The following is a 12,127-nucleotide window of genomic DNA, read 5'->3' as shown; positions in this document are numbered from 1 at the left end:
TGCTCTTATGGAACGGGACTGGGCGTCGAGCGATCAGACGTTGCAGTCAATTTGATGAAGCTGGGCGGGTTTTCGTAAGGAGACGGTTCTATTGAAATTCAGTATAAAGCCATCTCAGTACAATGATCAGGATTACCACAATCAATTATAATTCTGCTATTCTATCTTCCCAAAGAGAGTAAGCCTCTACCCGAGGGACTAGCTTCTCTCATAGTTCATCTCTACTATTCTAAAATCAATATCAATTTTCAAGTAATGGAATTTGTTATAAGCATCATCAATATAACGCCATAATGTAAAGAAGAATAAAAAAGCCAAGTTATAATGGAGAACAAAAATGGAGGTAATAAGTAGTGTCGTTTTAGTAGTATCAGTGATTTTGTTATTTGGATATCTAATCCAATCAATCGCAGCCTTCGTTCAAGCAGCTAATCATAGACTTGTACAGAAAGTATTTTCGCCACAACACTTCCTAGATACTTGGGGTGTAGTTGCAATGATATTTTTTATTCCTTTCGTTGTTTCAATTACGGCAAGTTTAATAGAACTCATCAATTCTCCTCTTGCTGGCCTGAGCGCTACTCTTGTCGTATCGATGTTACTTATTTTTATAACTTTAGAATTCTCTCAACTTGGATCACTAAATGATTCTAATCGTATATGGAACAAACTGCTACTTGTAGCTATTTCCCTAGATGTATCGTCCATAATTCTAATTACTGCAGTTAAAGTAAAGGGTGTTGAGGCCTTAGCATTTGTTTTTTCGATTGCGATATTTGCTTTCCTTTCAAGTTTTATGATCATACTCTTTTCATATGTCTCTGGAAAATCTTATGAATAGCCCAGAAGAAAAACTAAAATTTTACAAGTTGTCATTGTTTTCTACAATCGCTTTCCTTTTCATTATGACTATTGCGTTCTCTTATACAATTTATGACTTTCAGGTAGGAATAAAGCGTACAGTTGAGAAAGACCTAAATCTACTAAGAAGCGAAGTAACAAAAGCTATCGAACTTAGCTCACCGGATAATAATACAGGGTTGTCTGATTTCCTCACACAACAGTTTATAGGTGCGATTATTGCGTTCAATGGAACAAGATGTCCATCTGGATGGCAAGAATATAAGCCAGCTTATGGCCGGTTTATCAGAGGCATAGACAATGGGATCAAGAAAGTAGACCCTGACGGGATTAGAAAACCTGGTAGCATCCAAGATTCAGCAACGGCTTTGCCACAAAAAGGTTTCTCTGGATTTACAACTACGAATGGCCGTCATATACATAATAATGCTGGGCAGACGGGGATTAGAACCAAATATGGGAACAACGATAATCGTGAGTCTCGCGGCCCCACAGAGCCAGCTGGCGAACATAATCACAGTGTTACTATAGATGGTGGTGGTGATATTGAAACTCGCCCTACGAATGTTGCACTCCTGTACTGTGAGAAGCTTTAATTGTATGGCCGTAACAATGTTACTGCGTTAATTCTAACCAATGATCGTTAATAAACTTACACAATCTAAGTAATAGTGCTAAAGATGTATAAGCCTCATTATCTTGGACACTGGATTGTGTTCCATGGGCTGATTCATCTCGCCAGTAACGAAGTAATACAGAATACCCTGCATATTCATCTTTAAGTTGCGTCCTCGCCTTGCCGACTAAAAGATTTTCAATTCTTTTACGCCCACTAGCTGCTTTATACTGTGATAACACCCTGTCTTCATCAGTTTTATGAATAGCAGCAGCCAAAATAACCGATTCGGCAGCAGCTCCACACATAGCCGCACATGCAACATATGCATGAGCACCATAACATTTAATGGCTTCCTGGCTTCTCTGATGAAACCCAACACCAAAAAGATCTCGATATTCGGCCAACATCTCAGCGAAGCGACCGGGCTCTGTTGGAACCCAATTATCATGGTCAGCCTCTTCTAACCATTGCGCTCCGAATGGAGTTATTGAATAACCAGCGCCAGCACTCCCTTCTTCTGTAGCTTGTGCCTGGTGCTTGTTTACACCAGGCCGTAGAATTCCTCGGCGACACAATTCCCACCCTACGGCATAGAATACTGGAATGAGTTCGCGTATCCTCATTTCCAATGCTTGCTGATCATTTCTATACTCTTGAATTAGAAATCCGCGCAGAAGGTTAGGAATATATATGTCATATCCATAAGAACCGTAACCACCATGATTCGGATCTCGGAGCCATTGAATCAATAGATTCATTGCATCTTCTTGGTTCATTGTTATTTCACAAACTCATATTAATTAATAGATTGTTTTAGTTAAACTAATAATATTATCTCATCTCTATATACATAGAGGTACTTAACCGGCCTTTTAAAGTACTTAATAAAAAAACTAAAAACTTATATGACGACAGATAGATTGTTAATCAAACCTCCTCTCAGTCTCCATACTCTTTCCTCATGCGCGTGCTATACATAACTTGTACATAGCGAAACTGACAAGCATACACTAGTCTTATAGAGGCATTACTTAAAAATCCTAAAATTTTATAGCAGTTTATAATGGAAGGGAGTTAGGTGTTATGAATATTAAGAAATATAGTAGTATGACTCTATTACTTTGTACATTTTTTATACAGGATGTAGTTGCTGAAAATAATAAGGAAGAAGCTGATACAGAAGTTAACAACAAGTCAGATGCAAACTCATCTTCATCAGACCTAATGCTCACAGGTGATGAACCTATAGATGACCTTACTGATCTTTCTAATCGTCCGTATAAAATTGTACATGGAAAAACTTTTTCAAACGATCCGACCAAACCACTTAATCAGTTACTATTAGAAAGAAGTCATGATGGTTGGATTAAATGGCAAAGTACATCTGGACATATCTATTCTTTAGATCCCTCTTCAGTTAGACCCGGACGATGGGGCATTGTTCGAGATATTACAAGTATGCCTATCATGGGATATTATCAGGACTCACGTAATAGATTTGATAGTATTATAGTGATTTCTGTTGATGGTTTAAATTCGAGAAATGTATCACTATTTAACTTGTCAAAGATTCCCAACAAATTGCACTATTTAGGAGTGGACGATGGGACCGCTTTTTATAACCCATTAAAACGGCCTGCTGTATATGTTCGAGCAGTCGGATATAGTAATAAGCCTCCTTTAGATTTTGGTGAAAGTCTTTCAATAGTATCAGTATCCGCTAATTTACAAGATCAATATGTTGACACCCAAATATCTATCGTAAAAAATGAAATAACAAACGCTATCGCATTAACAAATTCACTTGCAAATAGAGCACAATCTTTTGTTAACAACTTACGCGTCCAAACATTTAAAGTAATGAGAGGAGAGCATGCACAATTTGCACATCCTAATTGGTTATTTGTAGGGTGTGGTGACCCAGATGCTTATGCACGAAGTCAATGCCCAAATGGTTTTCTAACTAGAACTGATGTATATGGAAGAAGAGGTAATCAATGTGGTTATGGTTATTATGTTTACACCTGCACATACAAACCATACTAACATATAGAAACATGATAAATAGATAGATCATTTCTGGGTCTATCTATTCATACTTAGAGGAATATACCGGATTGCTCTATATTCTTGGTCAATTTGATACTGAGCCTTCCTTGGCCAATACTTCTGGATTTAAAGTTACTCAACAACCCGATCTATAAACCGGTCGATATCAAAGTCACAATCGATGAAAACAGTTTCGAGATTGCTGTCGTTCTAGGAGGATAAGACATAGCGCAAGCGGGCAAACACATAAGCCTTCTACTCTTTGCTATCCAGCTCTTCTATATAGCTGGTCATTTGACTTGGCGTTATGTGGTAATATCTACCCACACCGCAGCTCTTCCTAATGTCACGGGTAATATGTTGTTTAGCCAATTCCGGGTGCCTAAACCGGCGAGTGATTGCCTTCATACGTTCGTCGAGTTCTGCTTTGTCAGCTTTTGATATCGCATTCTGAGGTCGAGAAGTTTTCTTTTTAGCCGGTTTACTCCTTTGCCTGGTGGACCCACACCTAAAGTCAGATATTTGGATTACATCTGTCATGACTCATCTCCTTCCATGAGGTTCTCGACATTGATATTTATGGCCTCACTACACGCCAACGTTGACAATGTGGAAAGTGCATCACGAAGACAGAGGTTAATACTGTCTACATGGATGTAAACCGCTACACCAGGGTTTCGCTCTCTTAACGCTCTATCCTTTTGATAAAGTGCCATGAAATCCATAACCTCGCTAATACCGTTAATGCCATTTAGGGAGCGTTGCATCATTTCGAGTTCTTTTAGTGTCATGTCTCACCCCCAATCGCCCCATGATGGCTATCCACTACAGAGCTGACTTTTGACTCTATATTACGCAATCCGTCCACTGTACCAGCTAAGACTGCCAGCAACTGACCAATATTAATCGTTTCTTCATCCTGGATCTGATGAGCTACGTCACTATATATGTTACCAATGGCAGCAATCCCAAGTGTGATGCTGTATATCTCACTATTACATATGGTGCTCAGCTTTCTTAGGCGTTCGTATTCTAACGAACTCAGTGGAGTGGTCTGAGAATCAGGGATTGTAGGTAGACTACTGATTAGCTCTGATATTTGACTCATGACAGCAACTCCCCATGTTTTCCCGAAAGCTCGGTCAATTGAATCTGTTTAGCTTTCTCAGCCAGTTTCAAGAAACGCTCTCCCCCTTGTTCTTCTAAATAGGAACTTATCTCATCACATTCGTCGAAAATACCAGACATGGCATCTGTTAACGCTTCTGATACTAGCGTCGTAAAAGTAACATGAGTTACCTGGAGATCCTCTATATCCCCACACTCAATCTGCTGTAAAAGGGTTGTAGCGGCCTCAATGTGATAAAGCCTCTGATAGATATTTTCCAGTGCTAGAGCAACACTGTGAATAGGTGTGTCCATAATGATATCCCTAGTTATAATGTAATGACAATGTGCTACAATTACATACTAGCTTAACAACAGAGAATGTCAATACATCGTCATGACACCATCAAAAACAGAATTTATCCAGATAAGGATCGAACCGGAACTAAAGGAAGAGGCCAAGAAACTAGCTGACAAGGAAGGTAGAACACTAAGTAACTGGGTTGTATGGCTGATCCAAAATGAAATTTCTAAGGAATCTCAATAGGTTATTTATGCATATTGGATATATATCAGTAATTACCTAGACTTAGAGGAAGGATCAGAGTTATCCTGATTCCTACAAGGCTTGCCAGCCCCTCGGGCTTCTAACCCGAGTTCATGTTGGTAGGCCTTTTCTTTTTGGTTTATGCTGTCCTTAGGCTTAGCGCCCTGTTCTGAGGGAGGCTCAGAGCCAACAGGACCATCGACGCCGATACTCCCGGTGGTCTGCGCTGAGTCTACTTCGAACTCGGTAATCAGCCATGGACCCGTTGACATGTTCTTAGCCTGTAGCTAATCTGTCATTAAGACCCCTTGTGAACTGAACCACCTATGGCAATTGGAGCCGGACGGTCGTAGATCATGAGGGGTGTTGTCGTTTTACAATCTGATAACGCCATAATCTTGATCCATATACATTCATTCCTCCCTCTTTATACTGAGGTCTTATCAAACTAGCTCATAAACTGCAGGTGCTGCACCCAAATGACCACCATTCTGGCAAGAACTGACCACCCAAACCGGTAAGGGCTGACCAGCCTGCTGCTATTGACCACTAAGAGCAGGCTGACCAGTTAGCAAAATCAAAAAAACTACCGTACGTGCAAGACCTAAATTTTATGGAAGTCCCAGTATTTGCTTTTCGTATTTTACAGTTATCCTGACCTGAAGAACCTTGCTCACTTTCAAGCAGGGTTTTCTTGTACGACTACCATATAGTACCATGCGGATATGGCAGTCAAATTTCTGATCAAGCAAATGATAAACGGACCAAGTGAGTAAAAAAGAAGTGAAAGCTATCAATGCTTCACATTATCTACTAGAGATGCACTTATTACGGGAGAAAATTCATTCTTTCGACGAGTATCCCTTTTCTTTACCAGTCATCCGCAACCTAGACAAACTGACCTTTCATCCGGCGGTAACCTTTATAATCGGGGAAAACGGAACAGGCAAATCCACTTTACTCGAAGCTATCGCTGCAGCTTGGGGATTTAATCCAGAAGGAGGAACTAAAAACTTCAGATTTTCAACAAGAAAATCACACTCCAACCTGAATGAATATATCCGGCTATCTAAAAGTTTCCGAAGGGCTCAGGATGGATTTTTTCTGAGAGCAGAGAGCTTTTACAATGTCGCAAGCAACATTGACGAACTAGATGAGGAACCAGATTTCGGACCACCCATAAAAAACTCATATGGCGGCTTGTCTCTTCATAATCAATCGCATGGAGAATCTTTCTTTTCTTTATTTATGCACCGTTTTGGCGGGAATGGCTTATATATACTTGACGAACCAGAAGCCGCTTTATCACCAACACGTCAATTAGCAACACTTCGAAGAATCCATGAACTCGCAGAAAATAACTCGCAGTTTATAATCGCCACACATTCCCCCATCATCCTTGCCTATCCAAACTCAAAAATATACGAAATATCGGATGGAAAAATACAGCATGTAGAATACATGAAAACGGATAACTATTTAGTGACTAAAGGCTTCATCAACAAACCTGAAACTATATTAAAAGAATTACTCAGCTAGAATCCGAGTCAGGGTCTAAACTAGGATGCTGCCGAACAACAAGCCCCACAAGCTCATAAGACACAAACATCACTTCACCTATTTCTCTCTTTAATTCCCTCTTGATCTCTGATTTAGATAGCCCATCAAGTTTAGTATACAAATCATCTAATCCACCTACACACACATCAAGCTTATTGAGCGTAGTCAAGATTTTTTTTGCATATTCTATAGATAGCTCCTCACTCATCGTTCAGCACCAGATAATATATAATTAATAATTCTCGGCGCAGTGCCCCGGAAGACATGTTCGCACACAGCGCCGATAACATGCATTTGCACTGCTACCATAACCCATACCCGTGCAGTTATCTGCACATTTCCTATGGCAAACTTTCATTTCTTTCTCACAGTCATCATCGTCATTTTCAGGGGGACAATCGGGGCGATCATCGGCTGCAGAATCAGGAAAGGTTCCATCTGGTAATATACCGTCCCAATCAGAACTATCTTGCCAAGCATTTGATGCGCCCCAACCAACTACTACTGTTGCAATACCACTCGCTCCCCACCAAACTAAAGGAACAGCTTCGCCAGTAGGATCAGCCCATCGTAAAGGGTTATTTAAAACGTAAGAGTAGGTATTCAGTCCGCCTTCAAGGCCAATAGGATCAGATTGCAGATATCTACCTGTCGTCGGATCATAATCCCTAAAGTAGTTGTAATAGCTCCCTGTCTCTTCATCAAAGTACTGCCCGGGGAACCCCAACTGCATTTCAACCTGAGCAACCGTCACAGCCCGCTCTCCAAACGGCCTACGATCACTATCCCAAACCACACTCCCTGCACCATCCGTCGCCTTAACCACCGCACCCAGATGATCGGTATGCAGATAAGCGACCTGAACAGGCGCTATTCCTTGCAATTGCGCCACTGGCTGCCCTTCTAAATAGACATACTCCTGGATCGCCTGACCACTCTGGTCATACTCACCCAACAGCGCCCCACTCGGCCCGAACCGGAACCGGGTGATGGTACCATTGACGGTTTTGCGTACCCGCTCTCCCTTGCCATTATAGCCGTAGCTGGCCGTGGTCCCGGTCTTGGTAAAACCCACCAACCGATTATGATCATCGTAAGTATAGCTACCAAGCAAACTGCTGATGGTGTTACCGGCGGCATCATACTGCCGTGTATCGGTGGTCACCCCAAGGATCTCCTCCAAGCGGTGACTGTCAGAGGCGTAGTTGTAACTTTCTGAGACGCCATCTTCGGTCAGGTTCAACCGGTTACCGATCGCATCGTAGCTGTAATCCAGATCCCCATAGGCACCAATGGCATCGGTCAGTCGATCGAGTTCATCATAGTCGAAGCTCTGGTCTCGGCTGGTCTGAATCAGATCCTGCCAACTGGTGATGTTGCCGACCGGGTCATGGCCATAGCTGTCATTCAGGACACCGCTCAGGGTCTGGGCAATGAGTTGGTAATCCTGATCGAAGGTGCGGCTGAGCTGCAGGCCGTTACCAAACGCCATGGCGTTGATCGGTCCAAAGGGCAGTCGCTGGATCTGATTGACCAGGGACTGGGTCGTGCCATCGGGTCGCTCCAGACTGAGGCCAGTGAGCTGGCCCTGGGCATAGCTGTAGAGAACACTATGTCCGGAGGGGTAGCTCTGGCTGATGAGTTGACCCTGGGGGTTGTAGCCGTAGGTGAAGCTTGTTGTTACCCCGTCCTGGCTGATACGGGTGACTTGGGTCAGTTCACCGAAGGCGTTGTATTGGTAGTCGGTAGTCCCTTCTGCATCGCTCATCTGGGTGAGCAGGCCGATACCGTGGGTACCCTGATCGTAGGTATAGCTGATGTTAAGACTGGTATCCGGGTAGATGATGTTGGTCAGGCGGTTGAGGGCATCGTAGCTGTAGCTGGTGGTGACGTTGCGGGCATCGATCTGGGTGAGTCGATTACCTGCTTCGTCGTAGGTGTAGGTGGTCACCCCAGTGTCAGGACTGGTCAGGCTGATCAAGTTACCCAGGGCATCATATTCGTAGCTGGTGACCAGACCGGTGGGGTCGGTTACCTGGGTGAGGTTGTCCTGGGTATCGTAGCTGTACTGGGTAATGCCATTCTTGGCATCGGTTGTCTGGCTGAGCCGGTTGAGCGGGTCGTAGGTCTGAGCGGTGGGATTGAGGTTGGCGTCCAGGGTCCGGGTGAGGTTACCGCTGGGGTCGTAGTCGAAATCCGTGGTGTGGTTTTCACTGTCGATCGACTGGTCGAGCTGGCTCAGTTGGTCGTAGACCTGCTGTTTGGTGCGGTTCAGGGTGCCGGTGGGATCACTGACCTGTTCACTCAGTCGATTGCCCATGTCGTCCAGGGTGTAGTCGATACGATTACCCAGCTGGTCTTCCAGGCCGGTGAGGCGGTGGGCGGCATCGTAGTCGTAGCTGATGCTGTTGCCATCCGGCAGGGTGACCTGGATGAGGTTGCCCACGGCATCGTAGTCATAGTCGGTGGTGCGGCTGGTGGTGCCGTCGCTGACAGTCTGCTGGATCATCCGCCCGCGCAGGTCGTAGCTTCGGGTGGTGGTCAGACCATTGGGGCTGACGATGGTGAGCGGGCGTCCTGAGGCATCGTGTGCGGTGATCTGGGTGGTCTGATTCAGCGCATTGGTGATGCTGTTGCGATTGCCATTTTCATCATAGCCGTAGCTGGTGACGTCGGTGACATCCACCCTGGGCCCGTCGATGGTCTCTACCTGACCGTGCACCGTATAGGTGTAACTGACCGTACGGTCGGCCAGTGCCGTGAGAGGCAGCATCAGGCCCAGACTCAGGCCGGCCCAGAGGGTGAGGTTTTTAGGGGTGAATGTCATGGTGGATTTGCTCATGTCCATGTCCTTGCTTCAATCAGGTCCTGTCGGTCCGGTTGTCTGGTTTACTGGATGGGGCTTTGCTGTCTGCTCATCAGGCGGCCTTCAGTGTCATAATTGTATTCGGTGCGTTGTTCAGGCTCAGTCACCGTCAACGGTTTGTTGAGGGCGGTATCCCAGGTTGTAGTGATGGTTCTGGCCTGGGGGGTGCCTGAGGCCTCGGTGCGGCTCAGTTCTCTACCCTGATCATCTCGGATATAGGTTGTCGTGTTGCCGTTCCAGTCGGTCTTACTGGCAATGAACCCATCACTGTCGTAGGTATAAGCCTGAATGTCACCACCAGAGCAGGTCGTGCAGCGGTCACCTTCGATATGATCCACTTTCATTTGGCCTTGCTTGACCACAAAATGATATATGCGTTCAGCACCTGTGGCATCGGTCACCGTGGTGGTGCCATCGGCGTTATAGGTAAACTCAAATCGCTCTGCACTATTCGCGTGTTCTGACAAAACGGCTTTGCCGTCATCATTGTAAGCCCAGGTCGCATACCGATCATTATTCTCGTCTGTAATACCTGTTAGATGATATGGAAAGTCTGGATCTTCGTAGTGATATTGACGTGTGTTGTTATCCGGATAGGTAACACTGGCCAGTCGTCCTTCTGTATCATAGTCATACTCCAGATCACCATCCGGGGTAGTGATTGTAGTCAGAAAACCAGCGTTATCATAAGCGTAGGTCAAGGTATCACCATAGTGACCGGTGACTGTTTGCAGACGCCCTTCACCATCGTAACTGAACTGAGTGTTCTGACCGCTTTGGTTGGTACTGATGACCAGTCTGCCGTCATCATCGTAGTTTTCGACGGTGTTGTCTTTGAGGGTAATAGACCAACCACTGTCAGTCTCCGAAATAGCCGTTCTGCCTGGGTAGAGGGGCCGCCATTGATAATACTGATAGCGATACACATCAGTTTTACCGTTCCCCCGAGATACATAATTAATCTTAGTATAGGTGCCAGCATCCAGCGTATGGTTCAAGCTGTTGATTATTGGCAGTTTAAGTACATACTTACTACCAAGGCGTATCTCACACATACCGGATCGGTAATAAGGGATGCCACTCTCGAGTAATCCACCATACACGCTTGACTTGATTTCATGCCATCCCTGAGTGCAAGCTTGGTACCGAGTATCATAATAAGATGTACGGTTTGTAGCCGGATAGGGATGAATTTTAACACTCTCTTCATCCATCAGTTGTTCGTAACCATTGAGGCGTTGAGTGTAATTATGACGCCATCGAGGTCCCATGTTGATATACCCATCCTCAAGACCCTGAGTATTATAAGTTCGCTGTACCTTTAGGGTGCCATTAGCCAGGGAATAGTCAGTTTCAGTTTGAGTCTTTGCGCCGGTTGCTGGACTGCAAGGATTTGCTACATATGGCGGACATTGCAATGGCACGCCAAGACCGAACCTCCCATATTGCTTCACATTTGCCTGACTGTTATTCACACATTTCTCAATTGTGGAGTTGTAAATCTGTAGAGTGGGTTCTGGGCACTGGACAGCGCGCCCTCTCGTAATATACCGACTGCCAGGACCGTATCCAGTACATGGCTCATATACACCATTAGCTGTTACGTAATAATCACCTCGGTAATACAAGTGTCTATGCACTTTATACTCACTAATGCTGTGACCTAATGTCATTTTTGGTGGATTATGTGAATTCACCCAGTCCCCATCAGGCCATACTTCAGAGTATGGCGAACAAGAATATGCTGCAGCTTGTTGTTCCTCTAACAAAAATGATCTTAAAGTAATAAACGCATCTTGTTCATTATCAAATGTCGGAAGTGGATTCTGATTTACACCTTCTACCCTATACGTCCATGGCCCAACATAAACATCCTCGTAAGGCATTTTGTAGTTATAACGCACATGGTCATTATTGATATCTATCGAAGATTGCCAATCCATCATTGAATAAGGTAAGCCTTTGCTCTCAAAATCATCTCTGGCATCTGTTTTTTCATCATGACATTGACCACCGGATGTATTCGGATATGCTTTCCAGCAAAATGGAGCATCATTGGCTATTGAATTCAATGGGATGCTAAAAAAGCTGAGTAATACAAGTAGACTAAAGATGTTCGTGCAGTATAAATACCCCGCACTGTAACTACTCTTTGAACCTTGAATCAGCTGCAATAAGCTATAGATTGATCGACTACTTAGTTCCTTCATCTATCAGTTCCTTAAGCGTAATAATTTCCTAGTGATTGCTTTTGGTCACATCGGTACGTCTCAAGCAATCCATTAAAAAACAAGAAAATTAAAAAGTAGATGTGGAGTAATCTAGAAAGGAGGATCGAATTTTACTAGACATCCCTGTTCATTGTCTTGTTTGTTATTCCTGTAAAAGTTGATTTATTGAAGAAACTATAATTTGTCAGATCATCCCCTTCACTGACGTAGATCAAACAAAAGAATAAAACACAGCTGAAGAGGACCGCTCTTTTGTAACAAGTAATGTACCCATTGGCCTTAAAACA

General features: G+C 44.0%; 12 protein-coding genes. 5 read left to right on the top strand and 7 right to left on the bottom strand.

Annotated elements, in window-relative coordinates:
- Positions 1-337 precede the first annotated feature (337 nt).
- On the top strand, positions 338-841 hold the full coding sequence (locus A3193_RS06440; protein WP_069014354.1) for a hypothetical protein: 504 nt from the start codon (positions 338-340) through the stop codon (positions 839-841).
- Complete coding sequence (locus A3193_RS06435; protein ID WP_069014353.1) at positions 834-1,457, top strand: hypothetical protein; 624 nt, start codon at positions 834-836, stop codon at positions 1,455-1,457. The genes A3193_RS06440 and A3193_RS06435 overlap by 8 nt, the downstream gene beginning before the upstream one ends.
- A gap of 19 nt (positions 1,458-1,476) precedes the next feature.
- Here the strand turns inward: A3193_RS06435 and A3193_RS06430 are convergent, their stop codons facing one another.
- Positions 1,477-2,256 carry a hypothetical protein gene (locus A3193_RS06430; protein WP_069014352.1) on the bottom strand — a complete coding sequence of 260 codons (780 nt, stop codon included), beginning with the start codon at positions 2,254-2,256 and terminating at the stop codon, positions 1,477-1,479.
- Positions 2,257-2,563: 307 nt separating this feature from the next.
- On the opposite strand from A3193_RS06430, the gene A3193_RS20365 reads away from it, so the two are divergent.
- Complete coding sequence (locus A3193_RS20365) at positions 2,564-3,526, top strand: hypothetical protein (protein WP_141694595.1); 963 nt, start codon at positions 2,564-2,566, stop codon at positions 3,524-3,526.
- A 539-nt stretch (positions 3,527-4,065) separates the two neighbouring features.
- On the opposite strand, the gene A3193_RS06420 is transcribed toward A3193_RS20365, so the two are convergent.
- Genes A3193_RS06420 through A3193_RS06410 form a run of 3 tightly spaced genes read right to left on the bottom strand, consistent with a single transcriptional unit; the run spans position 4,066 to position 4,951 of the window.
- On the bottom strand, positions 4,066-4,320 hold the full coding sequence (locus tag A3193_RS06420; RefSeq protein WP_069014350.1) for a hypothetical protein: 255 nt from the start codon (positions 4,318-4,320) through the stop codon (positions 4,066-4,068).
- Entirely contained in the window at positions 4,317-4,637 is a 321-nt protein-coding gene (locus A3193_RS06415; RefSeq protein WP_069014349.1) for a hypothetical protein, read from the bottom strand. The genes A3193_RS06420 and A3193_RS06415 overlap by 4 nt, the downstream gene beginning before the upstream one ends.
- Complete coding sequence (locus A3193_RS06410; RefSeq protein ID WP_069014348.1) at positions 4,634-4,951, bottom strand: hypothetical protein; 318 nt, start codon at positions 4,949-4,951, stop codon at positions 4,634-4,636. Before A3193_RS06410 ends, A3193_RS06415 begins: the two co-directional genes overlap by 4 nt.
- Before the next feature lie 82 nt (positions 4,952-5,033).
- Between A3193_RS06410 and A3193_RS21070 the strand changes: the two genes are divergently transcribed.
- Positions 5,034-5,183, top strand: coding sequence for a YlcI/YnfO family protein (locus A3193_RS21070; RefSeq protein ID WP_414630415.1), 150 nt, complete (start codon positions 5,034-5,036; stop codon positions 5,181-5,183).
- Between the two features lie 768 nt (positions 5,184-5,951).
- On the top strand, positions 5,952-6,722 hold the full coding sequence (locus A3193_RS06400; RefSeq protein WP_305782007.1) for an AAA family ATPase: 771 nt from the start codon (positions 5,952-5,954) through the stop codon (positions 6,720-6,722).
- Here A3193_RS06400 and A3193_RS06395 read toward each other — a convergent pair.
- The 3 genes from A3193_RS06395 to A3193_RS20255 are packed head-to-tail and all read right to left on the bottom strand — an operon-like array spanning position 6,715 to position 11,819.
- A complete protein-coding gene (locus A3193_RS06395) occupies positions 6,715-6,951 on the bottom strand; it encodes a hypothetical protein (RefSeq protein ID WP_069014346.1) in 237 nt (78 codons plus the stop codon). The genes A3193_RS06400 and A3193_RS06395 overlap by 8 nt on opposite strands.
- 24 nt (positions 6,952-6,975) lie before the next feature.
- Positions 6,976-9,585, bottom strand: a complete 2,610-nt coding sequence (locus A3193_RS06390; protein WP_162272472.1) for an RHS repeat protein — start codon at positions 9,583-9,585, stop codon at positions 6,976-6,978.
- Between the two features lie 47 nt (positions 9,586-9,632).
- Positions 9,633-11,819: a DUF6531 domain-containing protein gene (locus A3193_RS20255; protein WP_083218594.1), complete on the bottom strand. Its 2,187-nt coding sequence runs from the start codon at positions 11,817-11,819 to the stop codon at positions 9,633-9,635.
- Positions 11,820-12,127: the final 308 nt, after the last annotated feature.

The organism is Candidatus Thiodiazotropha endoloripes, assembly GCF_001708965.1.
In the GTDB taxonomy this organism is placed as follows: Bacteria; Pseudomonadota; Gammaproteobacteria; order Chromatiales; family Chromatiaceae; genus Thiodiazotropha; species Thiodiazotropha endoloripes.
Note: the sequence above shows the minus strand (reverse complement) of the source record. Positions and strands in the feature narration are given on the sequence as shown.

Excerpts from the sequence above, each read along its gene's own strand:
- A3193_RS06410 (WP_069014348.1), bottom strand. The coding sequence starts at position 4,951 with ATGGACACACCTATTCACAGTGTTGCTCTAGCACTGGAAAATATCTAT.
- A3193_RS06440 (WP_069014354.1), top strand. The coding sequence starts at position 338 with ATGGAGGTAATAAGTAGTGTCGTTTTAGTAGTATCAGTGATTTTGTTA.
- A3193_RS21070 (WP_414630415.1), top strand. The coding sequence starts at position 5,034 with ATGACACCATCAAAAACAGAATTTATCCAGATAAGGATCGAACCGGAA.
- A3193_RS06435 (WP_069014353.1), top strand. The coding sequence starts at position 834 with ATGAATAGCCCAGAAGAAAAACTAAAATTTTACAAGTTGTCATTGTTT.
- A3193_RS06430 (WP_069014352.1), bottom strand. The coding sequence starts at position 2,256 with ATGAACCAAGAAGATGCAATGAATCTATTGATTCAATGGCTCCGAGAT.
- A3193_RS20365 (WP_141694595.1), top strand. The coding sequence starts at position 2,564 with ATGAATATTAAGAAATATAGTAGTATGACTCTATTACTTTGTACATTT.
- A3193_RS06415 (WP_069014349.1), bottom strand. The coding sequence starts at position 4,637 with ATGAGTCAAATATCAGAGCTAATCAGTAGTCTACCTACAATCCCTGAT.
- A3193_RS20255 (WP_083218594.1), bottom strand. The coding sequence starts at position 11,819 with ATGAAGGAACTAAGTAGTCGATCAATCTATAGCTTATTGCAGCTGATT.
- A3193_RS06420 (WP_069014350.1), bottom strand. The coding sequence starts at position 4,320 with ATGACACTAAAAGAACTCGAAATGATGCAACGCTCCCTAAATGGCATT.
- A3193_RS06395 (WP_069014346.1), bottom strand. The coding sequence starts at position 6,951 with ATGAGTGAGGAGCTATCTATAGAATATGCAAAAAAAATCTTGACTACG.
- A3193_RS06390 (WP_162272472.1), bottom strand. The coding sequence starts at position 9,585 with ATGAGCAAATCCACCATGACATTCACCCCTAAAAACCTCACCCTCTGG.